At 68.6% G+C, this 23,726-nt stretch carries 24 protein-coding genes and 1 riboswitch; of the genes, 9 read left to right on the forward strand and 15 right to left on the reverse strand.

Going from position 1 to position 23,726, the window contains the following annotated elements:
- Positions 1 to 6 precede the first annotated feature (6 nt).
- Complete coding sequence (locus tag C1O66_RS06480) at positions 7 to 1,182, forward strand: serine hydrolase domain-containing protein (protein ID WP_165794508.1); 1,176 nt, start codon at positions 7 to 9, stop codon at positions 1,180 to 1,182.
- 64 nt (positions 1,183 to 1,246) lie between these two features.
- On the opposite strand, the gene C1O66_RS06485 is transcribed toward C1O66_RS06480, so the two are convergent.
- Positions 1,247 to 1,921, reverse strand: coding sequence for a YceH family protein (locus tag C1O66_RS06485; protein WP_165794509.1), 675 nt, complete (start codon positions 1,919 to 1,921; stop codon positions 1,247 to 1,249).
- Between the two features lie 6 nt (positions 1,922 to 1,927).
- The gene (locus C1O66_RS06490) at positions 1,928 to 2,710 is read right to left on the reverse strand and encodes an SDR family oxidoreductase (protein ID WP_102769501.1); all 783 of its coding nucleotides are present in this window, start codon (positions 2,708 to 2,710) and stop codon (positions 1,928 to 1,930) included.
- A 218-nt stretch (positions 2,711 to 2,928) separates the two neighbouring features.
- Here C1O66_RS06490 and C1O66_RS06495 point away from each other — a divergent pair, with 218 nt between their 5' ends.
- Together C1O66_RS06495 and C1O66_RS06500 are read left to right on the forward strand one after the other, a co-directional pair.
- Positions 2,929 to 4,617 carry an electron transfer flavoprotein-ubiquinone oxidoreductase gene (locus C1O66_RS06495; RefSeq protein WP_102767134.1) on the forward strand — a complete coding sequence of 563 codons (1,689 nt, stop codon included), beginning with the start codon at positions 2,929 to 2,931 and terminating at the stop codon, positions 4,615 to 4,617.
- Positions 4,618 to 4,748: 131 nt separating this feature from the next.
- A riboswitch (cyclic di-GMP riboswitch) is annotated at positions 4,749 to 4,844 on the forward strand.
- A 54-nt stretch (positions 4,845 to 4,898) separates the two neighbouring features.
- Entirely contained in the window at positions 4,899 to 6,845 is a 1,947-nt protein-coding gene (locus C1O66_RS06500; protein ID WP_207795909.1) for a S8 family peptidase, read from the forward strand.
- A 105-nt stretch (positions 6,846 to 6,950) separates the two neighbouring features.
- Here the strand turns inward: C1O66_RS06500 and C1O66_RS06505 are convergent, their stop codons facing one another.
- The 3 genes from C1O66_RS06505 to C1O66_RS06515 all read right to left on the reverse strand — a co-directional run bounded on the left by C1O66_RS06505 (position 6,951) and on the right by C1O66_RS06515 (position 9,763).
- Complete coding sequence (locus tag C1O66_RS06505) at positions 6,951 to 8,213, reverse strand: MFS transporter (RefSeq protein ID WP_102767135.1); 1,263 nt, start codon at positions 8,211 to 8,213, stop codon at positions 6,951 to 6,953.
- A gap of 228 nt (positions 8,214 to 8,441) precedes the next feature.
- Entirely contained in the window at positions 8,442 to 9,026 is a 585-nt protein-coding gene (locus tag C1O66_RS06510; protein ID WP_102767136.1) for a GNAT family N-acetyltransferase, read from the reverse strand.
- A gap of 86 nt (positions 9,027 to 9,112) precedes the next feature.
- Positions 9,113 to 9,763 (reverse strand): FMN-binding negative transcriptional regulator, encoded by a 651-nt coding sequence (locus tag C1O66_RS06515; protein WP_102769503.1) that lies wholly within the window; start codon positions 9,761 to 9,763, stop codon positions 9,113 to 9,115.
- A gap of 54 nt (positions 9,764 to 9,817) precedes the next feature.
- On the opposite strand from C1O66_RS06515, the gene pdxR reads away from it, so the two are divergent.
- Positions 9,818 to 11,377 carry a MocR-like pyridoxine biosynthesis transcription factor PdxR gene (pdxR, locus tag C1O66_RS06520; protein ID WP_207795911.1) on the forward strand — a complete coding sequence of 520 codons (1,560 nt, stop codon included), beginning with the start codon at positions 9,818 to 9,820 and terminating at the stop codon, positions 11,375 to 11,377.
- Between the two features lie 21 nt (positions 11,378 to 11,398).
- Here the strand turns inward: pdxR and C1O66_RS06525 are convergent, their stop codons facing one another.
- A complete protein-coding gene (locus tag C1O66_RS06525; RefSeq protein ID WP_102767138.1) occupies positions 11,399 to 11,968 on the reverse strand; it encodes a hypothetical protein in 570 nt (189 codons plus the stop codon).
- Between the two features lie 242 nt (positions 11,969 to 12,210).
- On the opposite strand from C1O66_RS06525, the gene C1O66_RS06530 reads away from it, so the two are divergent.
- Positions 12,211 to 12,657: a response regulator gene (locus C1O66_RS06530; RefSeq protein ID WP_102767139.1), complete on the forward strand. Its 447-nt coding sequence runs from the start codon at positions 12,211 to 12,213 to the stop codon at positions 12,655 to 12,657.
- On the opposite strand, the gene C1O66_RS06535 is transcribed toward C1O66_RS06530, so the two are convergent.
- Positions 12,620 to 13,273 (reverse strand): response regulator, encoded by a 654-nt coding sequence (locus tag C1O66_RS06535; protein ID WP_102767140.1) that lies wholly within the window; start codon positions 13,271 to 13,273, stop codon positions 12,620 to 12,622. The genes C1O66_RS06530 and C1O66_RS06535 overlap by 38 nt on opposite strands.
- A 71-nt stretch (positions 13,274 to 13,344) precedes the next feature.
- Here C1O66_RS06535 and C1O66_RS06540 point away from each other — a divergent pair, with 71 nt between their 5' ends.
- On the forward strand, positions 13,345 to 14,073 hold the full coding sequence (locus C1O66_RS06540) for a sensor histidine kinase (protein ID WP_102767141.1): 729 nt from the start codon (positions 13,345 to 13,347) through the stop codon (positions 14,071 to 14,073).
- Between the two features lie 17 nt (positions 14,074 to 14,090).
- Here the strand turns inward: C1O66_RS06540 and C1O66_RS06545 are convergent, their stop codons facing one another.
- From C1O66_RS06545 to C1O66_RS06580, 8 genes are all read right to left on the reverse strand, one after another.
- Positions 14,091 to 15,101: a GGDEF domain-containing protein gene (locus tag C1O66_RS06545; protein ID WP_102767142.1), complete on the reverse strand. Its 1,011-nt coding sequence runs from the start codon at positions 15,099 to 15,101 to the stop codon at positions 14,091 to 14,093.
- 55 nt (positions 15,102 to 15,156) lie between these two features.
- The gene (locus C1O66_RS06550) at positions 15,157 to 15,315 is read right to left on the reverse strand and encodes a DUF3309 family protein (RefSeq protein WP_102767143.1); all 159 of its coding nucleotides are present in this window, start codon (positions 15,313 to 15,315) and stop codon (positions 15,157 to 15,159) included.
- A gap of 155 nt (positions 15,316 to 15,470) precedes the next feature.
- The gene (locus tag C1O66_RS06555) at positions 15,471 to 17,708 is read right to left on the reverse strand and encodes a xanthine dehydrogenase family protein molybdopterin-binding subunit (RefSeq protein ID WP_102767144.1); all 2,238 of its coding nucleotides are present in this window, start codon (positions 17,706 to 17,708) and stop codon (positions 15,471 to 15,473) included.
- Entirely contained in the window at positions 17,705 to 18,223 is a 519-nt protein-coding gene (locus C1O66_RS06560) for a (2Fe-2S)-binding protein (RefSeq protein ID WP_102767145.1), read from the reverse strand. The genes C1O66_RS06555 and C1O66_RS06560 overlap by 4 nt, the downstream gene beginning before the upstream one ends.
- Positions 18,224 to 18,356: 133 nt before the next feature.
- Entirely contained in the window at positions 18,357 to 18,851 is a 495-nt protein-coding gene (locus C1O66_RS06565; protein WP_102767146.1) for an RcnB family protein, read from the reverse strand.
- A gap of 49 nt (positions 18,852 to 18,900) precedes the next feature.
- Positions 18,901 to 19,455 (reverse strand): Dps family protein, encoded by a 555-nt coding sequence (locus C1O66_RS06570; RefSeq protein ID WP_102767147.1) that lies wholly within the window; start codon positions 19,453 to 19,455, stop codon positions 18,901 to 18,903.
- 36 nt (positions 19,456 to 19,491) lie between these two features.
- Positions 19,492 to 20,220, reverse strand: coding sequence for a Crp/Fnr family transcriptional regulator (locus C1O66_RS06575; RefSeq protein ID WP_165794510.1), 729 nt, complete (start codon positions 20,218 to 20,220; stop codon positions 19,492 to 19,494).
- A 180-nt stretch (positions 20,221 to 20,400) separates the two neighbouring features.
- Positions 20,401 to 21,120 (reverse strand): Crp/Fnr family transcriptional regulator, encoded by a 720-nt coding sequence (locus C1O66_RS06580; protein ID WP_102767148.1) that lies wholly within the window; start codon positions 21,118 to 21,120, stop codon positions 20,401 to 20,403.
- Between the two features lie 285 nt (positions 21,121 to 21,405).
- Between C1O66_RS06580 and C1O66_RS06585 the strand changes: the two genes are divergently transcribed.
- The 3 genes from C1O66_RS06585 (at position 21,406) to C1O66_RS06595 (ending at position 23,724) form a co-directional block, all read left to right on the forward strand.
- Positions 21,406 to 22,071 (forward strand): sterol desaturase family protein, encoded by a 666-nt coding sequence (locus C1O66_RS06585; protein ID WP_102767149.1) that lies wholly within the window; start codon positions 21,406 to 21,408, stop codon positions 22,069 to 22,071.
- Between the two features lie 178 nt (positions 22,072 to 22,249).
- Positions 22,250 to 23,446, forward strand: coding sequence for an OmpA family protein (locus C1O66_RS06590; RefSeq protein ID WP_165794511.1), 1,197 nt, complete (start codon positions 22,250 to 22,252; stop codon positions 23,444 to 23,446).
- Positions 23,447 to 23,460: 14 nt separating this feature from the next.
- On the forward strand, positions 23,461 to 23,724 hold the full coding sequence (locus C1O66_RS06595) for a hypothetical protein (RefSeq protein ID WP_102767151.1): 264 nt from the start codon (positions 23,461 to 23,463) through the stop codon (positions 23,722 to 23,724).
- Positions 23,725 to 23,726 lie beyond the last annotated feature (2 nt).

Raw genomic sequence — 23,726 nt, forward strand, 5'->3', positions numbered from 1 at the left:
GTGGGCATGAAGCGCCGTCTCGGATTGCAGGCCTTGGCCGCAGCCGGGCTGTCGACCGCTGGGGTGCGCGCCCAGCCTGCCGGGGCCACGGTCGAGCCGGGTTCCGGCAACTCTCCCGCCTGGCAGGCCCTGTCCTTGGCGCGGCGGCTGCTGGAGCGGCGCGAGGAGGTGGAGCAGCAATGGCCGGGCTTGATGGCCAAACTCGGCGTGCCGGGCCTGGCCTTGCAGCTGATCCAGCATGGCGAGCTCAGCGAAGCCTGGCAACTGGGTCGGCGCGAGTTCGGCGAGGAAAGCTCGGAGCCGGTCACGGCCGGCACCGTGTTCGAATGCGCCTCCATGAGCAAGCCGGTGTTTGCCTACCTGCTGATGCAACAGGTGCAGCGCGGACGGCTGGGCCTCGATCAGCCGATTCTGGATTTCTACCCCGAGCGCTTTCAACCGCCGCAGCCCGCGCAGGCGCGCATCACCGCGCGCATGCTCTTGTGCCACCGCTCCGGCCTGCCCAACTGGCGCAGCGGCGACGAGAACAGCGGCCCCCTGCCCCTCAAGTTCACGCCCGGCGAGGGCTTTGAGTATTCGGGCGAAGGCTATTTCTACTTGCAGCGCGCACTTGAGCATCTGCTGGGCGAGCCCCTGCAGACCACGGCCAAGCGCGAGCTGTTCGCGCCGCTCGGCATGAGCAGCAGCAGCTTTGTGCTGACGCCGGCGCTCGAAGCCCGGCGTGCGCGCGGCCATGGCGAGGACGGCCAGCCCCTGCCCTGGAGCCGCTACGAGCGGGCCAATGCGGCCTACACCTTGCACACCACGGCGCAGGATTACGGCCGCTTTCTGGCGGCGCTCTTGCGCCCGGTACCCACGGCCAGCGCTTTGCTGAATGAAGAGTGGCGGCGCGAAATGCTGGCCGCGCAGACCGTGGCCAGCGACCGCCAGCCGCTGGAGCGGCCCGGGCGCGCCCTCGATCTGCCAGGCCAGCCGGCCAAGGCCTACTGGAGCCTGGGCTGGATCCTCAACCCCATGGCCGATGGCAGCCGCGTGATCTATCACACCGGCACGAACAGCAGTGGCTTTCGCGCCTACTGCCAGTTCAACCCTTCACAGGGCAGCGGCCTGGTCTTTCTGAGCAACAGCCTGAACGGCCACCAGCTCTGGCAGTCTCTGATCAAACGCTGGGGCGATCTCTAGGCCAGACACTGGCACAGCAGCCGACCACCTGCACCTTGCCGACGAACACGCGGCCTGCTGTTCGTCAGCTGAGGCTGGAGTCTATGCCCAACTCACCTGCCATCCGCTGTACCAAAAGTTTGAGCTGCTCGAGCTCGCGGCTCAAACGCTGCTGCTCGGCGCGCAGATGGGCGATGTCTTCGGCTTGCTCGGGGCTGCTCGCTCCTGGGGAAAATCCGGTTTGCGCCTCGATGACCGGCTCACCGCAGAGCAGATGAGCCCAGCGCGATTCGCGGGCGCCAGGCGCACGGGCGAGCTTGACGACAAAGGCCGGGCGCTTGTCCGTGGCCTCGGCCAGTTCCTCGAGAAAGCCCTCGACCGAGGACACATCGGCAAAGCGGTGCAGGCGCTCGGTGTGCAGGCGCAGCTCGGCCGTGGTCTGCGGGCCGCGCAGCATCAGCAAGGTCAGCAAGGCCAGGCCGGCGCCGGGCACGCCCAGGCCGCGCGCGCCGTTGTGCTCGAAACGCACCACGCGGCTGCCGCTGACGCTGTTGACCAGGTGCATGGCCTTGAGCTCTTCCAGCGCCAGCAGCACATCGGCCTCGCTGGCGTTCATGACCGGATCACGGGCGGTCTTCTGGTTGCAGCCCAGGGTCAAGGCGTTGAGGGACAGGGGATAACTGTCCGGCACCGTGGATTCCTTCTCCACCAGCACCGCCAGCACACGCGCCTCCAGGGCGCTCAGGGTTCGCAAAGACATGGATGTTCAGACCCCGAAGCCGTCGTCGGCCTGGATGATGGCCCCGTTGATGAAATGGCTCTCGTTGGCGCAGAGCATGAGCAGCGAGGTGTCCAGATCCTGCGGCTGGCCGACGCGCTTGCGCGGCAGCAGCTCCACCAGCTTCTTGCCCTGCTCGGTGCCCCAGTGGTGGTGGTTGATCTCGGTGTCGATGTAGCCCGGGCAGATGGCGTTGACATTGATGCCGTACTTGCCCCACTCCAGCGCCATGGCGCGGGTCATGTGAATGACCGCGGCCTTGCTCATGGAGTAGACGCCGATCTGGCTCAGCACGCGCAGGCCGGCCATGGAGGCGATATTGACGATGCGGCCGCCGATGAAGGTGCCGGGCGCCGAGCCCTGGGCGCGGGCCAGCATGCGCTTGCCCACCTCCTGCGCCACAAAAAAGGCGCCGCGGACATTGGTGTCCATGACGAAGTCGTAGTCGTCGGGCGTGACCTCGGTCAGGCGCTGGGTGGTGCTGACGCCGGAGTTGTTGATCAGGATGTCGAGCGTGCCGACTTCGGTCTCGGCATGGGCCACGGCCGACTTGATGCTGTCCAGATCGGTGACATCCAGGGTCACCACATGGGCGTCGCCACCGGCGCCTTCGATTTCGCTGCGCAGGGTCTTGAGCCGCTCGGTGCGGCGGCCGGCCAACACCACACAGGCGCCGGCCTGGGCCAGGGTTCGGGCGAACTGGGCGCCCAGGCCGCTCGATGCGCCGGTCACCAGGGCCACGCGGCCCGACAAATCAATGCTGTAACTCATGGTCATCCTCTGGGAAAACTGCGGAAGAAGCGTAGCACGCGACCCCGGGGCCTACGAGGAAAACAGAGCGCCCGGCCGAGGTCTGATTGACCTGCAACAAGCCGCTAGAGCCTTGCACCTAGCGGCAAGAAAAGCACGACCGTTCGTTTTATCAAAGCCCCTTATAGAATGCCGCGCAGACAAGCCAGCTCTACAGCTTCAGCCAGGACAAGAACACCATGACGACGAACCAAGAACTTCTGAGCCAGTACGGACCGCGTGAATCGATGGAGTACGACGTGGTCATCGTCGGCGGCGGCCCCGGCGGCCTGGCCACCGCGATCCGGCTCAAGCAGCTGGCGGCGGCCAAGAACCAGGAGCTCTCGGTCGTGGTGCTGGAAAAAGGCTCGGAGCCGGGCGCCCACATCCTCTCGGGCGCCGTCATGGACCCGCGCGCGCTGACCGAGTTGCTGCCCAACTGGAAGGAGCTCGGCGCGCCGCTGAACCAGGCGGTGCAGGCCGACGAGGTGCTCTTCCTCAACGAAACCGGCGCCACCGCCACGCCGCAGTGGCTGATCCCCGGCTGCTTCCACAACGATGGCAACTACGTCATCTCGCTCGGCGCCGTCACCAAATGGCTGGGCGAGCAGGCCGAGGGCCTGGGCGTGGAGATCTTCCCCGGCTTCACCGCCGCCGAAGTGGTCTACGGTGAAGACGGCAGCGTGCGCGGCGTCGCCACCGGCAATCTGGGCGTGGGCAAGGACGGCGAGCCGACCGAGAACTTCCAGCTCGGCATGGAACTGCTGGGCAAGTACACCATCTTTGCCGAAGGCGCCCGCGGCCATCTGGGCAAGCAGCTGATCGCCAAGTTCCAGCTCGACGCCGGCAAAGACCCGCAAAGCTACGCCATCGGCATCAAGGAACTCTGGGAAGTGCCGGCCGCGCAAGCGCAGCCCGGCCTGGTGGTGCACACCGCCGGCTGGCCCATGGACGGTGACACCTACGGCGGCGGCTTCCTCTACCACCTGGAGGGCAACAAGGTCACCCTGGGCTATGTGGTCGGCCTGGACTACAAAAACCCCTGGCTCTCGCCCTTTGAAGAGATGCAGCGCTGGAAGACCCACCCCAGCATCCGCAAGCACATCGAAGGCGGCAAGCGCCTGGGCTACGGCGCCCGCGCCATCACGGCCGGCGGCCTCCTGAGCCTGCCCAAGACCGTGTTCCCCGGCGGCGCCCTGGTCGGCTGCGATGCCGGCTACCTGAACGCCGCCCGCATCAAGGGCAGCCATGCCGCCATCAAGAGCGGCATGCTGGCGGCCGAGGCCGCTTTCGAAGCCCTGGCCGCCGGCCGCCAGCATGACGAGCTGAGCGCCTACCCTGCCGCCTTTGAGCAAAGCTGGCTGCATGAAGAGCTGAACCAGTCGCGCAACTTCAAGCAATGGTTCAAGAAGGGCAATACCGTCGGCACGCTGATGACCGGCATCGAGCAATGGCTGCTGCCCAAGCTGGGCATGAAGAGCCCGCCGTGGACCATCCACCGCCCCCTGCCCGACCACCTCTACCTCAAGCCGGCGGCCGAGTGCGCCAAGATCGACTACCCCAAACCGGACGGCAAGCTGACCTTTGACCGCCTGTCCTCGGTCTTTGTGTCCAACACCAACCACGAGGAAAACCAGCCCGCTCACCTGACGCTGAAAGACGCCTCGGTGCCGGTCTCGCTGAACCTGGCCAAATTCGCCGGCCCCGAGAGCCGCTACTGCCCGGCCGGCGTGTACGAGTTCGTCAAGACCGATGCCGGCGAAGACCGCCTGCAGATCAACGCCCAGAACTGCGTGCACTGCAAGACCTGCGACATCAAGGACCCGAGCCAGAACATCGTCTGGGTCACGCCCGAAGGCGGTGGCGGGCCCAACTACGCCGGCATGTAACAGAAAAATCGCGCCGCAAGCGGGCCCTGCACAGGGCCCGTTTTCTTATCTGCGCCGCTTGCATACAAGTTCTCACAATTGCGCGATGTGCGCTCTGTGCCCCTGGACTGCCGCAGGCCCCGGCCCTATCGTGCGGGCACCCGCAAACCTTGTGAAAGCAAGGGACGCAAAGCCTCCGGCCTACAGCGCACCGCCTGACAGCGCGCCACGGTAGCGGGGCTGCCAGGTGAGCGCCTAGAGATGGCGGAGCCTGGCCTCGATCCTCCCGAGGCAGATCCCTGATGCTGTACCTGGCCACATTCCCTCTGCGCGCCACCCAGCTCGCCGCCGCACTCACCCTGGCCACCTGGGCCAGCTCGGCCAGCTTCCCGGCCCAAGCCCGCCCGCCCCTGCAGCTCGACGATCTCACGCCCACGATGGCGCGTTTCGAACCCACCCCGAACACCGACCGCCTGATCGTCAAATACCGCAGCGGCGCGGTCAGCAGCAATGCCGACGGCAGCCCCAATGCCCGCAGCGAAGCCGCCATGCAGGTGGCTGCCAACCGCCAGGGCGTGCGCATGAAACACCTGCGCCGCATGGCCAACGGCGCCCAAGTCTTCCACCTCGACCGTCGCCTGAGTCTGGCCGATGCCGGCGCCATGGCTGCCAATCTGCGCATGGGCGATGCCGCCATCGAGTATGTGGAGCCCGACCGCCTGCACCATCCGACCCTGGTGCCCAACGACAGCTTGCTGGCCCAGCAATGGAGCCTCAGTGACAACGTGGCCGGCATCCGCGCCCCGGCGGCCTGGGACCGCAGCACCGGTGCCGGTGTGACCGTGGCCGTGCTGGACACCGGCGTACGCCCCCATGCCGACCTGAGCGCCCGCCTGCTGCCCGGCTATGACTTCATCAGCAGCGCCAGCTTCGCCGGCGACGGCAATGCCCGCGATGCCGATGCCAGCGACCCCGGCGACTTCACGCTCAACAACCAATGCGGCAGCGGCTCAAGAGCCAATAACAGCTCCTGGCACGGCACCCATGTGGCCGGCATCGCCGCCGCCAGCGGCGGCAACGGCGTGGGCGTGGCCGGCGTGGCCTATGCCGCCAAGGTGCTGCCCTTACGCGTGCTGGGCCGCTGCGGCGGCTATGACTCGGACATCGCCGACGCCATCGTCTGGGCCGTGGGCGGCAGCGTCAGCGGCCTGCCGGTCAACCCCAACCCAGCCAAGGTGCTGAACCTGTCCCTGGGTGGCAACGGCGCCTGCAGCACCACCACCCAGAATGCCATCAACACCGCGAGAGCCAAGGGCGCCGTGGTCGTGGTGGCGGCCGGCAACAGCAAGGTCGACGCTGCAGGCAGCTCGCCCGCCAACTGCAGCGGCGTGATCGTGGTGGCCGCCACCGGCAAGACCGGCGGCCGCGCCAGCTACTCCAACTTCGGCAGCAAGGTGACACTGGCCGCCCCGGGCGGTGATGGCAGCTTCGGCATCCTTTCCACCTGGAACGCCGGCACCACCAAGCCCGGCGCCGACAACTACGGCTCGATGATGGGCACCTCCATGGCCACGCCGGTGGTCAGCGGCGTGGCCGCCCTGATGCTGGCGGTCAACCCCAAGCTGACACCGGATCAGGTGGCCAGCCTGCTCAAGAGCAGCGCCCGTGCCTTCCCTGCCGCCTGCAGCGGCTGCGGCAGCGGCCTGGTCGATGCCAATGCCGCGGTGCTGGCCGCCGTGGCGGCCAAGACCAGCGCGCCGGCCCCTGCGCCCGCTCCCTCACCCGCACCAACCCCGGCACTGGCCCCCACACCGGCGCCCAAACCCGCCCCGGTGCCCGCACCCACCCCAGCGCCAACGCCGGCACCGGCGCCCTCGCCCATCCCAGCCCTGCTCAAGCTCAGTGACAAAGAGCCCAACGAGAGCATCACCACGGCTCAAGCTGTTGCCAGCCTGCCCGCCCAAGTGGCCGGCAGCATCAGCAGCACCAGTGACAACGACTACTTCAAGTTCACCCTGCCGGCCGGCAAGACGGTCACCGCCGTGCTGAGCGCCAGCAGCGCCGCCTCGGGCTTCGGCGTCGGTGTCTACATGAGCACGGGTCAGACGGTGCTGCTGTCCAATGGCATCGTCGGCGCCAGCCAGCAGCTCAAGATCAGCAACCCCGGCGGCAGTGCCGTGACCCTGGTGCTGCGTGTGATGCGCAGTGCGGGCACGACCGGGGCGTACACCTTGAAGATGACGCTCTGACGCTCTGACGCACCAGCGCACTCGCGTCATCCTCGGCTCGAGACCGAGCCGCTCTGCCCCTGGCAGCGCGGCTTTCGGCCTTGCTGCGTGAAGCACGCACGCAGCTCAGAGCATGGCTGCAGCGCGAGCCCGGCTCCTGCGGAACACCCAGACGAAGAGCAACGCGGCAGGAATCGTCAGCGCCAGCTCGGCCAGCAAGGTCAGGCGGCCGCCGAACTGCGCAAACACCCAGCCGTACAGCGCCGTGGTCCAGCCGATCGGGGTGTTGGAGAGCGAGGCCATGAGGTTGTACTTGGTGGCGGCAGCGCCCTTGCCGATGGCCTCCAGCGTCACGGCCGAAAAGCCGGCGTAGCACAGGCCCGTGATCAGGGAGTAGAGGCTGGTCCAGAGCACGAAATGCCACTCGGTGTGCGGCGCCACCGCCATGGCCACACTGGCGCCCGCCAGCAGCAGGCCGAATAGCACATAGGCCATCTGCCGATTCATGCGGTCGCAGATGTAGCCGCCGACCAGGCAACCCAGGGCCGAGAGCAGGCCGGCCACCGTGCCGGTGACCAGGGCCACGGTGTTGGCCGAGGCCTGCCACTCGGTCGCCATGATGGAGTACATATTTGCCATCGAGCCGGTGCCCAGCGGCAGGAAGACCAGCAGCATGGCCAGGGCGCCATTGCGCGAGCGGACCACGGCCCAGAGATCGGCCCAGGTTTCACGCAAGCGCTCGCCGATGCGCGCCGGTGCCGCGCCCTCGGCTTGCTCGGCGGCCGGCTCGCTGCCCTCCGACACCCAGAAAATCGGCCAGGCGCAGAGCACGCACAGGCCGGCCAGGGCCGCTGCGCCCATCTGGGGCGAGAGCCCACCGGACTGGATCAGCCACAGGGCCGCACCGCCGCCCAGGCCACCACCGCCGAGATTGCCGGCCTGGAACCAGCCGGCAGCGCGGCCCTTGGCATGCTCGGGCGTCTGATGCGCCATCAGGCTGTCCACCGCCATGGCCAGAAAGGTCGAGGCCGTGCCCATCACCAGCACCCAGATCGTCAGCCGGGTCATGGAGGCGGCACTCAGCGGGCTGCTGCCCACCAGCAGCATGGACAGCACGATGCCCACCAGGCCCAGCACATACCAGGTCTTGCGGCTCAGGCTCAGGTCCACCACTGGGGCCCAGAGGAACTTCCAGGTCTGCGGCAGATAGGCCAGGGCCAGCAAGCCAGCCACCGACTCGGCCCCCACCTGGGCCTGGGTCAGCAGATAGGCCAGGCAGACCGCGGTGTAGCCGGTGGTCGCGCCAAACGGCGCGATCAGGAACATGAAGAACGAGGGGTGAAGCAAGCGGCGCTCGGAATCAACCAAGGCCTTGGCAGCGGTGCTCATGGGAAGGGGCAGCAAGGGTCAGCAAAGGCTGACCCGACCGTCGAGCGGGGACGCCAGCTGGAATGTGGATGGATGGACCGAAGCGCAACACAGCACTGCACAGCACAGCACTGCACAAGGATGCACCACGACTTTCAGGCCTGCACCCTAACACCCGCCACCGCCCCAGCGGCTCCGGTCTGACCCTGCATTGCCTGCCCGCCTCAGCCCCTGAGCCGGGGGCACCGGTCAGCGCAGCATCGCTTGCAGCCGCGCTTTCACGGCCGGCCACTCGTGATCGAGCACCGAGAAGTAGACGGTGTCGCGCACACGGCCGGTGTCGGTCAGGGTGTGGCGGCGCAAGATGCCCTCTTGCTGTGCGCCGATGCGGGCGATGGCAGCGCGCGATCTGGCATTGAGCGCATCGGTCTTGAGCTCCACCCGCCAGGCGCCCAGGGTCTCGAAGGCATGGGTCAGCAGCAAGGTCTTGGCTTCGGTGTTGGCGCCGCTGCGCTGCCAGGCGCGGCCCAGCCAGGTCCAGCCGATCTCCAGTCTATGGTCGCGCGGTGAGATATTGCCGAAGCGGGTGCAGCCGATCACCCGGTCCTCGGCCAGGGAGCGGATGGCAAAGGGCAGCGAGCTGCCGCGCGCCTGCTCCTGCAGTGCCGTCTCCACGTACGCCCGCATCTGCGCTTCGCTGCGCACCTGGGTGGGCACCCACTGCCAGAGCTCGGGGTCCAGGCCCACGGCACACAAGCCCGGCAGGTGTTGATCGAGGTCCAGAGGCTCCAGGCAGACCTCGCGGCCTTGCAGGCGCACCGGCTGAATCTGCATCGGGGCGATGTCCGGCGGCACTGGGACTTGAAGTTGTTGCGGTTCAGCTTGCATCTGCTGTGTCAGTGGGTGGGTTGATCGGTGTCTCACAGGCCCAGCCGCTCCATCCAGGCCGCCAGCTCTTGCTCGCGCGGATGGCCGCCTTCGCTCCAGGCGGCACGGATGCGCTGGCGCTCGGCGGCGCTGCGGTTCTGGCTCAGCTTGAACTTGGCCTCCCAGCGCCGGATGTGCAGGCGAAAGCCGACGATGGCGCCCAGCAAGCGTTGCTGGTAATCGGGTGAGAGGCCGCGCCATTGCTCGGCATAGGCCGGCTCGTGCGAGGTGATCAGGCGCTTGAGCAGGGCGTCCTTGGCCTGGACCTCGTCCACCAGCTCCAGCTCACCGTAGACATGCACGGCCATGTAGTTCCAGGTCGGCACGTTCTGCAGGCTCTCGTAGTGGTGCGGCGAGACATAGGCGCCGGGGCCGCTGAACACCGCCAGCACCTGCGGGCCTCCTGCCTGCAGCAGCCCGGCCAGCCAGGCCCAGTGCGGGTTGGCGCGGGCCATATGGCCTTCCAGACACCAGGCCGGCTGACCCTGCCCGTCCGCGGGCAGCTCCAGCAGGCTCAGCGGCAGATGGCTGCCAAAGCTCTCGCCCCGGGGATCGGGGCCGACCAAGAGGGCCAGGGGCTGCTCGGCCATGAAGCGGCGGGCTTGAGCGAACTCTTCGCAGCGGAAATGGGCAGGTTGGTACATGGCGCTCAGCATAGGGCGCCGCTTGGTACCATCAAAGAGCCACTTTTCAAAAAAATGATGGAACCAATTTCCAAGCGACAGCCGCCACAAGCCGCCCTGGCACTGGACCCGACCGGCATGCAGCTGCTGGGCGAGGCTGGCGCCGGAAATGACGCGGCGCCCGGCCTGAGCCAGCAGATCCACGGCCAGATCAAGGCCCGCATCCTGCAGGCCCAGCTGGCACCCGGCGCACGCCTGCCGACCAGCCGCGCCCTGGCCCAGGCCCTGGCGGTGTCGCGCAACACGGTGCTGCGGGCCTACGAGCAGCTGGAGAGCGAGGGCTTCATCCGCTCGCGCATGGGGGCTGGCAGTTATGTCAGCGATCTGGCCGCGCCGTCGTCATCCGCCTCTCCCACGACCCCAAGCCGCGCCGCGAGTCCGCGTACGCCCGACAGCCCGCTCTGGCTGCGCCTGCAGGACTACCAGCCCAGCCCTGTCGTGCAAGGCCCGGGCCGGGCCTTTCGCCACGGCCTGCCGGCGCTGGATCTCTTCCCCCACGCGCTCTGGTCGCGCTTGCAGGCCCGCTTCTGGCGCGCGCAAGCGCGGCCCGGCCCTCGGGCCTCCTTGAGCTACGAGGATGCAGCCGGCCTGCCGCGCCTGCGCGAGCTGATCGCCGGCTATCTGAGCCACTCGCGCGGCTTGCACTGCCGCGCCGATCAGGTGCTGGTGACGGCCGGCTCGCAGCAGGCGATTGCCATGGCCGCCCTGGCCCTGCTGCGCTCGGGCGACCGGGTGGGCATGGAGTCCCCCGGCTACCGCGCTGCCGCTGCGGCCCTAGGGCTGAGCGGCGCGCAGGTGCTGCCGGTGCCGCTGGATGGCCAGGGCCTGCGCATCGGCTCACTGCAGGCCCTGGGGCGGCTGCGCCTGGTCTACACCACGCCCTCGCACCAGTATCCGACCGGGGTGGTGATGAGTGCGCAACGGCGCCTGGAGCTGCTGGCCTGGGCGCGCCAGAACGATGCCTACGTGCTGGAGGACGATTACGACGGCGAGTACCGCTTCAGCGGCGTGCCTCTGGCGCCTCTGGCTTCGCTGGAGGGCGAGTCGGATGCGCGCACGCTGTATGTGGGCAGCTTCTCCAAGCTGCTGTTCCCGGGCCTGCGCCTGGGCTATCTGGTGGCGCCGGCGGCCTGGCTGCCGACGCTGGCGCGCCTGCGCTCGGTACTGGACCGCCAGGCCTCGATCGCCGATCAGGCGGTGCTGGCCGAGTTCATGGCCGAGGGGCATTTTCTGCGCCATGTGCGGCGCATGCGGCGGGCCGCACGCGAGCGGCGCGACGCCCTGCTGCAGGCCTGGGCCCAGGAGCTGCTGCCCCTGCACCCGCAGCACCGCCTGCAGCCGGTGCCGGCTGGGCTGCAGGCCTTTCTGCCCCTGGCCGACCGCACGGAGGAGACGCGCCTGGCCGAACGGGCGCGGCGCGCCGGCATCGAGCTGGGCGCGCTGGCGCAAATGGGCGGCCTGCCGGCGCACAGCCAGCAAGCGGGCCTGGTGCTGGGCTTTGCCAGCGTGCCCACGGCCGAGATCGCCCCGGCCGTGCGCGCACTGGCCCAGGCCTGGCGGGATGGATCCAGCTGATCCCTCCCGCCCCTCCCTGGCTCAGCTCTTGCCGTACTTGAGCTTGGCCTGGGCGACGCAGTTGTCCTTGGCCGTGCCGGCCATGGCATCGCACTTCTCGGTCGCGACCTTGTAATTGGCATCGCGCTTGTCGTCCTTGGCCTCGGTGACGGCTTCACCGACCTTCTTGGCCAGGGTCAGGTCGGCCAGGGCCTTGGTCTCGACGGCCTTGGCTTCCTTGACGCAGACATCCTTGTCGTTGCCGGACTTGTCGTCACAACGCTCCTTGGCCACGGCATAGGCCGATTCGGCCTTGGCCACGCCGACCTTGCGCTGGTCGGCCAGCGTGCCGCTGAAGGCGAACTCCTGCTCGGCCAGGGCGACCTTTTCCTTGGCCTTGGCTTCCTCGATGCAGATGTCCTTGGCGTTGTGTGCCATGGCATTGCAGGCCGCGCGATCGGTCTTGTAGCTGCTCTCGATGCGGCTGCGCGCATCGGCGTTCTCGGCCTTGCTCATGGCCCAGGCGCTGCTCAGCGGCAGGGCCGCCAGCAGCAGGCCCAGCGCGCTGTGCTGGAACAGAGATGAGGCGATGGAGGTGTTGAGTTTCTTCATGGTGGGTCTTCCTTGATGGGCTGCGTTGAAACATGAACCGCGACGCGCCACTCAGGGCTTGCGGCTCGGGCCAGGGCCAGTGTGGGCGGGCCGCAGATCGGCCACCAGCGGACGACACCGCGAGCCCGCGTAGGCCCTGGCCTACAGGCCGCCAGCCACACCTCGGCTGTAGGCCTTGTCTGACACGCCCTCACCGGCTTCTCCGATGGCGCCGGCCTCGCCGGCGCCCGACACTGGGCCCCATGCTTGAACTCAAGGCCTTTCTCGTCGAAGACAGCCCGCTGCTGCAAGCGGAGCTGATCGCCACGCTGGAAGAGCTGCTGCCGCTGCGCGTGCTCGGCGTGGCCGACAGCGAGGCCGCGGCCCTGCGCTGGCTGGCCCTGCCCGGCCATCATGTCGATCTGCTGCTGATCGACATCTTTCTCAAGGGCGGCTCGGGCCTGGGCCTGCTGCGCGCGGTGCAGCGCCTGCCGCCACCCGATCTGCCGCGCCGCCTGGTGGTGCTCAGCAACTACGCCACGCCGGAGATCCAGCGCAGCTGCCTGGAACTGGGCGCCGACCGCATCTTCGACAAGTCCGGCGAGATCGATGCGCTGATCCTCTACCTGCGCGGCCTGCCGCCCCAGCTGCTGCCGCAGCTGGACCCGGCCCTCACAGGATCAAGCCGTGACGCAAGGCGTAATGCGTGAGCTCGCTGTTGCTGCTCAGGCCCATCTTGTCCATCACCCGGCTGCGGTAGGTGCTGACCGTCTTGACGCTGAGGCACAGGGCCGGGGCCAGCTGGCCCACGGTCTGGCCGGCGGCCAGGCGCAGAAAGACCTGCAGCTCGCGCTCGGACAGCTGCTGATGCGCCTGGGCGGCATCCACGCCACCGGCCGCCAGGCCATCGGCCAGCTGCTCGGCCACGGCCGCGCTGATGTAGCGCCGGCCGCGGCTGAGCGTGCGGATGGCCTGCAGAAGGGCCTCGGGTTCGCAGTCCTTGCTCAGATAGCCGCTGGCACCCTGGCGCAGCAAGAGGCTGGCGTACTGGGTCTCGGGGAAGCCACTGAAGATCAGGACCGGCAAGCTGGGCGCGCGGGCGCGGATGGCCTGCAAGGCATCGACGCCGCTCTGATCGGGCATGGCGATGTCCAGCAGCATCACGTCGATGGCCATGCCGGTCTGCTCGGCAGCGCGCAGCAGCGCCAGGGCTTCGCGGCCCTGGGAGGCCTCGGCCACCACGCAGAAATCGGCCTGCTCGGAAAAATACTGGCGCAGACCCGCCCGCACAACGGCATGATCGTCCACGATGACGATATGGATCATCGCAAGGAGCCCCTGTTGCCTTGTTCCATGCACCGCCCCTCGGCGCACCGCGCCACCCGAAGGCCTGCCCCATGAAGACCCGCGCCCAGCGACGCCTGGCCCAGCTGGAAGCCCTGGTGCAGCAGCGCACCGCCCAACTGGCCGAGCTGAGCCTGCATCTGCAAAGCGCGCGCGAAGACGAACGCCAGCGCCTGGCCGCTGATCTGCACGACGAGCTGGGCGCCCTGCTGACCTCGGCCAAGCTGGACACCGCGCGCATCCAGGCCCGGCTGCGCCAGCAGCCGCCCGATGCCGCCGTGGCGCTGGAGCGGCTCGATCACCTGAGTGCCACCCTGAACAGCGTCATTGCACTGAAGCGCCGCATCATCGAAGACCTGCGGCCCTCGGCCCTGATCCACCTCGGCCTCTTGCCGGCGCTGCAGGGCCTGTGCCAGGACTTTGCCGACAGCAGCGGCCTGCAGCTGTGCAGTGCCTTGCAGCCGGTCACGCTGAGCCCGGCGCGCCAGCTGGTGCTCTACCGCGCACTGCAGCAAGCCCTCAGCAATGTGGCCCAGCATGCAGCCGCGCAGCGCCTGGAGGTGCGGCTGCTGACCCTGGCCGCGGCGGCGCCCGAGCCGTCCTGGGTGGAGCTCAGCGTGCAGGACGATGGCCGCGGCTTCAGCGGCAGCGCGCCCGCGCGCAGCGCCTCCTTTGGCCTGCTGGCCATGCGCTTGCGCATCGAGGCCGAGCAGGGCCGGCTGCTGCTGCATGCGCCGGCCGGTCAGGGCTGCCGCTTGCAGGTGCGCTTGCCGGCGGGCTGAGTGCGCAGCGGCCAGCTTCATGAAGCCGCCGCCTCGTCGTGCGCCGCCCGCGCGGCCAGTCGCGCCGCCTCCGCCCGATCAAGCAAGGCCAGGGCCTCATCCGCGCCGGCCAGGCTTTGCGCCATGCCCAGGCTCAAGCGCAGCGGCACGGTCAAAGGCGCCAGCCGCACCGGCCCGGCCAGGGCCAGCAAGAGCTTGCTCGAGGCCAAGCTCAAGGCCTGGGCGTCGCCACCCTGGTTCAGGCGCAGGCAGGCGAAATGGGCTCCGTCGAGCCGGGCCAGCATGTCCTCGGGCCGCAGCACCCGGCTCCAGCGCGCCGCCACCACCTTGAGCAAGGCCTGGCCGAACTCGGGGCCGTGTTCGGCCTCGATGGCGGCAAAGCCCTCCACGCAGAAACTGAAGACCGCGATGCAGGGCTGCTCGCTGCGCCGGTGCACCAGGCCATGGGCCAGGCGCTCCAGGAAGAAACGGCGGTTGGGCAGATCGGTCAAGGGGTCGTGCAAGGCCAGGTGGCGGCTGCGGCTGAAGGCATCGGGGCCGGCCGGCGTGCGCTGGGCCGCAGGGGCCGCAGGGTCCGCCGGCGTCGCGCTGGCGCCCAGCGAGGTGCGCCCGCCCAGCTCTGCCTGCGCCTGGGCCAGCGCCACCTGGCCATCAAAGACCTGCAGCTCCAGTTGCAGCCGCCGCGCCAGCTCGTGCAGCAAGGTGCTGTGCAGCTGATCCAGGGCCTGCACGCATTCCAGCACGGTGCGCCGCAAGGCTTGTGGCTCGGCCAGTTGCCGGGCTGGCGGGTCGGCCTGATGGGTCGATGCGCAGCCATCGCCGCCATGCGCCGTGCTGACGCTGGCGCGCAGGCGCTGCTTGACGGCGTCGAGCAAGACGCTCCAGTCGGCCAGGGACACATCGCCGGCGCTGGGATCCAGCACCAGGCCATGGCTGCTGTCCTGGGTCGGGCTGATGGGGTGGGCATGCAAGGCCCGCGGTGGCGGGTTCAGCCAGCTTTGCCCCTCTTGGGAATCAGCGGGTTTCATGGGCGGCCTCCTCCTTGTTGCGTGCTGCGGCATTCAAAGGCGCAGGCAAGCAGGCTCAGATGCGACCCAGCAGCATCAGGACCAGCACAACGAGCAGGATCAAGCCCAGCCCGCCGCTGGGCAGATAGCCCCAGCCCCGGCTGTGCGGCCAAGTCGGCGCAGCGCCGATCAGCATCAGGATCAGGACGATCAACAAAATGGTGGACAAACTCATGGGAGGCTCCGGGTCTGTGTGGATGCGAGGGCAGCGCACGGGATGTCGCTCCACCTTCAGACTACGCCGGCGCGCACCCAGCCTCGGTGCGCTTGCGAACATACCGCTCGCTTGGGCCGTGCAGACAACACCGCCGCAAGCGAGGGCTGCCGGGCTCAGGACCAGCTCAGATCGCTCAAGCTCAGCGGCAGCTGACGCACACGGTGGCCGGTTGCTGCAAAGATGGCATTGCACACGGCCGGCGCCAGCGGCGGCAGGGCCGGCTCACCCAGGCCGGTGACCGGATGGTCGCTGCGCAGGAAATGCACATCGACCCGGGTCGGCGATTCATGCATGCGCAAGAGCGGGTACTCGCCCAGATTGCCCTGCACGATGCGGCCCCGCTGCAGGTCGAGCTGGGCATGCATCAGCGTGCCCAGGCCGTCCAGCACCGAGCCCTCTACCTGGTTCTCGGCACCGCTGAGATTGACGATTTGGCGGCCGATATCGGACACCACCACCACGCGGTCGACCTTGAGCTGGCCGCTCTTGCTGACCGTCACCTCGGCCACCTCGGCGATGTAACCGCGGTGGCTGAAGTGGAAGGCCATGCCCTGGCCCTGGCCGCGCGGGAACTTTTTCTTCCCCCAACCGGACTTGGCCGCCACCTCCAGCAGCACGGCGCGCATGCGGCCGGCGTGATAAGGCTGGCCGCGCTCATTGCTGGGCGGCACGATGTCGCGATCGCCGAGCAGCTCCAGACGCATCTCCAGCGGGTCGCGCCCAGCCGCATGGGCCAGCTCATCGATAAAGCTGTGGAACACCCAGGCGAACACGCAGCTGCCCGGCGCCCGCCAGGGGCCCATGGGCACGCCGCATTCCAGCGCGGTCTGCTCGAGGAGGATGTTGGGCAGCCAGCGGCCGGGGAACTCGTCGCCCGACAGGCTGCCGCCGCTGCCCGGCTGCAGCACTGACTGGCCCTCGCGCTGCACCCGGTTGGCGAAGGTGACGAAATGGTTGTGCCAGGCACTGACCCGGCCTTGCGCATCGACGGCGCCACGCAGATGGTGGAAGCCACCCGGGCGGAAATGGTCGTGGCGCAGATCATCTTCGCGGCTCCAGCAGAGCTTGACCGGCGCGGCCACGCGCTGGGCGATGGCGGCCGCCTCGACGATGAAGTCCGAACTCAGGCGCCGCCCGAAGCCGCCGCCGCTGCGCGTGATGTGCAGGCTGATTTTTTCCCTAGGGATATTCAGGGTGTTGGCCACCAGGTTCTGACCCGAGGCCGGGTTCTGGGTCGGGGCCCAGAGTTCCAGGCTGGCACTCTCTGGCTTCCACCATGCGGTGCAATTCTGCGGCTCCATGCTGGCGTGCGAGATGAAGGGATAGCTGTAGCTGGCCTCCACCACCTTGGCGCCGCTGGCCCGCAAGGCCTGCTCGACATCGCCGTCACGGCGCAGGCTGCTGGCGCCGGGCTTGCCGCGCAGGGCCGCGGCCTGGGCGGCAAAGCCGTCCCAGCTCTGCGTGGCCACGGCGCCCTCGTCCCACTGCACACGCAGCTGCTTGCGGGCGCTGAAGGCCGCCCAGGTCGTCTCGGCCACGATGGCCACGCCGGGCATCAGGCCGTTGAGATTGCTGGTGCCCTCGATCACAAAGGCATCGCGCACGCCGGGCAGCGCCTTGACCGCCGCCAGATTGGCGCTGATCACCTTGCCGCCGAAGGCCGGGCACTTCTCGTACACCGCGTACAGCATGCCGGGCAGCTTGACGTCGATGCCAAACAGCGGCGCGCCGCGCACCAGGCTGGCGTTGTCCACGCCGCCGATGCGCTGGCCCAGCAGCTGGTAGTCCTTGGGGTCCTTGAGCTGCACGCTGGCGGCATCGGGCAGGGGCAGCGTGGCGGCCAGGCTGGCCAGCTCGCCATAGCCCAGCTTGCGGCCCGTGGGCCGGTGGTGGACGAAGGAGTCGCGCGCCTGGCAATCCGCCACCGGCACGCCCCAGCGCTGCGCCGCCGCTTGAACCAGGAGCGTGCGGGCGGTGGCGCCCAGGCGCAGGAAGTCCTGGTAGTTGGTGGGCGTGGAGGTGGAGCCGCCCGCGCCCTGGCTGCCGTAGATGGGGTCCAGATCGCCCTGCACGATCTTCACATCGCGCCAATTCACCGACAGCTCTTCGGCAATCACCATGGGCAGCGAAGTCTTGATGCCCTGGCCGATCTCGGGCTGCTTGGAGATCAGCGTCACCACGCCCTCGGGCGAGATGCTGATGAAGGCGCTGGGCTTGAACGCCTGGGCCGCTGCGGGCTTGGCACTTTGCGCCAGGGCCACGGTCGAGCCGCTGAGCGCCAGCACCAGACCGGCGCCGCTCTGGCCGAGGAAACGGCGGCGGCAGGGGTTCACCAGGGCGGCGCGGCTCATACGCCCTCCTTCGCTTGCGGCTTGGTCTTGCGGGACACCGGAGATTTGACGGGCACAGCCGCAATCTCGGCGGCACGGTGGATGCCCGCGCGAATGCGCAGGTAGGTGGCACAGCGGCAGAGGTTGCCGGACATGGCGCCGTCGATGTCGGCGTCGCTGGGTTTGGGGTTCTCTTTCAGCAGGGCCGCGGCCGTCATGATCTGGCCGGCCTGGCAGTAGCCGCATTGCGGCACGTCCAGCTCCACCCAGGCCTGTTGCAGGGGATGGCGGGCCTGGGCATCCAGGCCTTCGATGGTCAACACCTTCTTCAAACCGACGGTGGCCACCGGCGTCATGCAGGAGCGAGTGGGCACGCCGTTGAGGTGCACGGTGCAGGCACCACAGGCACCGACGCCGCAGCCGTATTTGGTGCCGGCCAGGTCCAGGCTGTCGCGCAGCACCCAGAGCAGGGGCGTGTCGGGCGCCACATCGACCTGGCGGACTTCACCGTTGATATGAAGACGGAACTGGCTCATGCTGCGGGCTCACTGCGTTTCTGGGCTGGCACGGCTGCCGGGTGGCGGCAGCCCCTGAACTTGGCGCGAGGCAGCATAGCAAGAACAGGGCGCGGGCGCTTGGCCGCCACCGCGACCCGCCCAGCCACTGCGGCTATTGCTGCTGGAGCAACAGCTGCAGGATCACCCCGGTGGCAACGGCCACCAGCAGGTAGTCACCGCCCGACTGCACCCAGTGGTAGCCGCGCGGCGGCGCGCTGAGCCGGTGGCCGCGCCAGTCCTCCACCACATAGCGAGGGCCACGGTACTCGCGCGGCAGACGGCTGCCGCGGTAGTAGGCATGGTCGGGGCCGGCGCCGCGGGCCTCGCCACGGCCGTGAGACTGCCCCCGGTCTCCCGGCTCATCGCGAGCATGTCGCCCTTGGCGGCGTTCCTGGCGATCGTCAAGCCGTCGGCGCTCCTCACGCTGCTGGCGCTCCTGCCGGTCCCGGCCTTGCGCTTCGCCGCGGCCACGTTCGCCCCCGGGCTGAGCCTGGGCCGGCCCCAGGGCGGCACTGAGGGCCAGCAGGCCCAGGCAAGCTGCCCGAGCGATGCGGCGGAACGGGGGTGGGCGCGGGAGTGGGCGCAGGGGTGTGAGATTCAGCGTCATGGCAGTTCTCCGGTGGCAGGGTTCGAAGGGCTGGAGACTGGGGCCATCATCAATGGCCGCTGCTGTCGCCATGCCGACCCGACTCGAACAGAAACCAGGTGCGGCGCTCGCCGGCGTCGATCCAGGTTTCGATCAGGCTGGCCGTGGCCAGGTCGCGATGCTCGACGCACAGTTCATGGCCCTGTCGCAGCCATTGGCTCAGCGTCTTGTTGTCCTCGCAAAGTTCGGCCAGCATGTCGGCCGGCTCGACAAAGGGCGCGTCGTTGTCCAGCAGTCGCTGGCTGCGGGTGATGTGGCCGATGGAGCGCAAGGTGGAGCCGCCGAGCTTGCGAATGCGCTCGGCCAGCGGGTCGGTCATGGCCAAGAGCTCCAGCGATTGCTCGTCCAGCATCAGGTGGTAGTCGCGGAAATGCGGGCCACTCATATGCCAATGAAAGTTCTTGGTTTTGAGGTAGAGCGCAAACACATCGGCCAGCACGCCGTTGAGGCTGGCCGACAGGTCACGGGTGGCGTTGGGGTGCAGATCGGTCGGGGTTTGCAGCGCGGCGCCGCGGTGCGCCAGGGCACCCTGGGTGTTGTGGACAGGGGTGGGAGTGGGGTACATGCGGAGGCTCCGGTGGGGTGAAGAATCCACCCCACCTTAGGCGCGAGCGCCGCTTGAATCTGTGCGCCGACGCACGTTGAGCGCCGGAAACTGGGCGGCATAGTGGCGCTGGTCGCAGGCATAACAGCTGCACGCAGCGGCTTCAAGACCGGCCCGGTCCAGCACCGTGAGCAGGCCACGGTGGTAGCGGATCAGGCCGCTGCGCTGCATGGCGCCGGCCGCTTGGGTCACACCCACGCGCCGCACGCCCAGCATGAAGGCCAGGAACTCCTGCGTCACCGCCAGCTGGGCATGGCCGGCGCGATCCTGGCTCATCAGCAACCAGCGCGCCAGGCGCGGGCCGATCTGGTGGAAGCGCAGGCAGCCGGCGGCGCTGGCCAGCTGGGCCAGGCGTACGTAGAGGTAGCGTTGCAGCAGCAGGCGCAGCGGCAGGCTGCGCAAGAGCTCGGCCCGAAAGGCCGACGCGCCCAAGCGCCAGGCCCGGCCCTCACCTTGCACCATGGCGCCCAGCGGGGCCCGGCTGACGCCGAGGATCAGCTGCAGGCCCAGCATGCCCTCACGGCCCACCATGCCCATTTCCAGGCTTGGGTGCTCATCGATGCGGGCCAGCAAGGAGATGAAGGCATCCAGCGGAAAGAAGACGTAACGGGTCTCCTCCCCTGCCTCGCACAGGCGTTGCGACAGCTGCAAATGCACGGGCTCGCACAAAGCCAGAAGGCTGGCTCTTCGCGCTGCGGGCAGTGCGGCGATCAGGCGGTTCTGCATGGGCGGAAGGGCTGCGCCCTCAAGCAGAGGAGCAGAAACTGGCGGTGTCATCAAGTTCACGGCAGCTTTCGGTTGCACCGCCGGGTCGGCAGCGCTGCTCCTTCCAGCCTGAGGCCGGTACACGGCTTGTTCTGTCTGCAAGCGCACATGCGAGCCTGCGCCAGCACAAGCCCTCCTGCCTCAGGTCGCGCGGCGCTCGGGCAACAGGCGGTCGTATTCCTTCTTGACCACGCCGTAACACTCGCAGCTGCGCTGCTCCAGACCGGCACGGTCCAGCACCGAGATGTGACCGCGCGCATAGCGGATCAGGCCCAGCTTCTGCAGCTTGAGCGCAGCCTCGGTGACGCCCTCGCGGCGCACACCCAGCATGTTGGCGATCAGCTCCTGGGTCATGACCAGCTCATCACCCTGCAAGCGGTCCAGACTCAAGAGCAGCCAGCGGCAGAGCTGCTGATCCAGGCTGTGATGTCGGTTGCAGGCGGCCGTCTGGGCCATCTGAGTGATCAAGGCCTGGGTGTAGCGCAGCAGCAGATGCATCAGCGGACCGCTTCGGTTGAACTCCTCGGTCAGCGCGCCGGCGCGCATGCGGTAGCCCAGGCCTGCGCTCTGCACCACCGCGCGGCTGGGCGTAGAGCCGCCGCCCATGAAGAGCGAGATGCCGACGATGCCTTCATTGCCCACCACAGCGATCTCGGCCGAGGCGCCGTTCTCCATCACGAACAGCAGGGAGACGATGGCATTGCAGGGGAAATAGACATGGCTCATGGGCCGGCCCGATTCGTACAGCACCTGGCCCAGGGGCAGGTCCACCGGTTCCAGAAATCCTCGGCAGCGCAGCCATTCGGCCTCGGGCAAAGCGGCCAGCAGGTGGTTCTTCTTCGGGTCCATCGTGTGTGGCATCGCAGCTCCCTGTGGTGGTGCGCAGAGCTCACTCCTGCGCCGAACGCCATCAGCAGCCAGGGTCTGGCGTGCCGGGCGTTCGCCCGACTATAGGCAGCCGAGCCTGGCCGGTATGTTCGCCAGCGTACACAAGGGCCAAGCCCAACGCCTGCGTCCAAACGCATCCGCTGCACCCCATGCCCCATCGGTGCGCAGGCGCACAGAGCGCAGGCACCTCCGGCCTTTAGCCTGGGCCGGGCGGCCAACAGGCCACGCCTCCTGTCCTCGTCCTTGCCAAGGAATCCCATGCCCCTGATCACCTTGCGCCAAAGCCGGCGCGCCTGCCTGGCCGATCTGGCCTTCTACGCCCTGGCCATCGCCGGCCTGGCGGCCGCCCTGTGGCTGAACGCCGCAGCGCCAAGCTGGCAGCCGCAATCTGCAGCGCGGGTGCTGGGCCTGTTCATGCTGGGCCTGCTGCTGTGGTCGCTGCTGGAGTACCTGACCCACCGCTTTGTGCTGCATGGCCTGCAGCCCTTCCAGCGCTGGCACGCCCTGCACCATGCCTTGCCACAAGCCCATGTGGGCCTGCCCACCTGGCTCAGCGCCAGCCTGTTTGCCACGCTGGTGTTTGCGCCGCTGTGGCTGCTGCTGGGCGCCTGGCTCAGCGGTCTGCTGCTGCTGGGGGTCTTGAGCGGCTACCTGATGTACTCGGCCATCCACCATGCCGTGCATCAAGGGCTGGCGGCCGAGCGAGCACCGGGCGATTGGCTGGCCCGGCGTGCACGCTGGCATGCCCTGCATCACCAGGGCGGCGCTTCACGCTGCTACGGCGTCAGCAGCAGCTTCTGGGACCGGGCCTTGGGCAGCCATCTGCGCGCGCGCGGCTCGGCGCCCGCTGGATCGGCCCCGCCCAAGCCTGCCGCGCCGGAGGCACGCCACAGCGCTGCGGTACGCCAGCGTACAGACCCCTGAGGCAAAGCCGCTGAGACTGAAAGTTCGCAGTCTTTCAGGGCGCTTTGGCTCCCTGCCCCGTCTTCACTCCACAAGGATCACCATGTCGCATGGCACACAACTCCGCAGCAGCCGCACCTCAGTTCGGGCGACGGCTCGTCCGCTCATGCAAGGCCTGGCGAGAGCGGGGCTTTGCAGCGTGATCGGCCTCCTGCCCTTGCTGGCCCTGCCCGCCTGGGCACAGTCCGATGAGCCGTATATGTACGGCGGCTTCGGTGCCGGCCAGGCGCGGGCCAAGCTCGATGCCGAACGCGCCCTCGGCGTGGTGCTGCCCGCTGGCGTCACCGCCACCAGCATCTCGCGCGACGAGCGTGACACGGCTTACAAGCTCTTTCTCGGCTACCAGATGAACCGCTACTGGGCGGTCGAGGCCGGCTACTTCCAGCTCGGCCGATTCAATATCGATGCCAGCACCACACCGGCCGGCACGGTCAACGGCCGCTTCGACCTGAAAGGCATCAACCTCGATCTGGTCGGCAAGCTGCCGATGAGCGATCAATGGTCGCTGCTGGGCCGCATCGGCACGCAGTTCAACCGCACCCGCACCCATTTCGACGGCAGCGGTGCCGCCGCACTGAACAGCTATGACCCCAGCCGCCGCGACACCAATATGAAGCTCGGCGCCGGTCTGGAATGGAACCCGGGCGGCATGGCCGTGCGCGCCGAAGCGGAGCGTTATCGGGTGCGCAATGCCTTGGGCTATCACATCCCCGTCAACCTGGTGTCGCTGAGCCTGGTCTTCCCCTTCGGCCGCTCGCCCACACCGGCTCCGCGCATGAGCAGCGTGGCGCCCAGCTACAGCCCGCCCGCCGCGGTGATGGCCGCCGCGCCGCCGCCGCCCGAGCCGGTGGCCACACCGATGCTGCTGCCGCCAACTGCGGCCGGCATCCCCATCCCACCGCGGCGCCTCAGCTTCTCGGCCGAATCGCTGTTCGGCTTTGACGAGGCCCAGATTCGCCCCGAGGGCGCGCGGGCGCTCGATGCCCTGGCGGCCGAGCTCAAGGGCAGCAGCTTCCAGCTCGTCACGGTCGAGGGCCACACCGACCGCCTCGGCAGCAGCGACTACAACCAGACCCTGTCGCAGCAGCGCGCCGATGCGGTCAAGGCCTATCTGATCAACCCTGGCGGCATCGAGGCCAGCAAGATCAGCGCCCTGGGCAAGAGCGAATCGATGCCGGTGACGCGAGCAGGCGACTGCAAGGGCGAGCACAAGTCTGCGGCCCTGCTGCGCTGCCTGCAACCCGACCGCCGGGTCGAGGTGGAGGTGCAGGCCGAGGTCAACAGCAGCGGCGTGAGCAATAGCAGCGGCAACAACAACAACAGCAGCCCGCGCTGAGATCGGAGTCGCGCATGAACCCCAGCCTGCCCGTCTTCACCGCCCCGAACCCAGCCCGCGCGCAAGACCGCCTGGCCCCGCCAGGTCGTGGCGACGATTCCGCGGCCAGCGCCGCCGCCCTGGGCGCCCATCTGGGCCTGTGCCGGGCCCTGCGCGGGCGCTTGTTCGCCCTGCGTTGCGGCGCCGATGCCCTGGTGGGCTTTGTCAGCCGCCGCAGCGTCACCAGTGCCCTGCTGTTGGCCGCCCTGGCCGCCCTGCTCTACCAAGCCTGGCGCTGAGC

It is taken from the genome of Paucibacter aquatile (genome assembly GCF_002885975.1).
In the GTDB taxonomy this organism is placed as follows: domain Bacteria; phylum Pseudomonadota; class Gammaproteobacteria; order Burkholderiales; family Burkholderiaceae_C; genus Paucibacter_A; species Paucibacter_A aquatilis.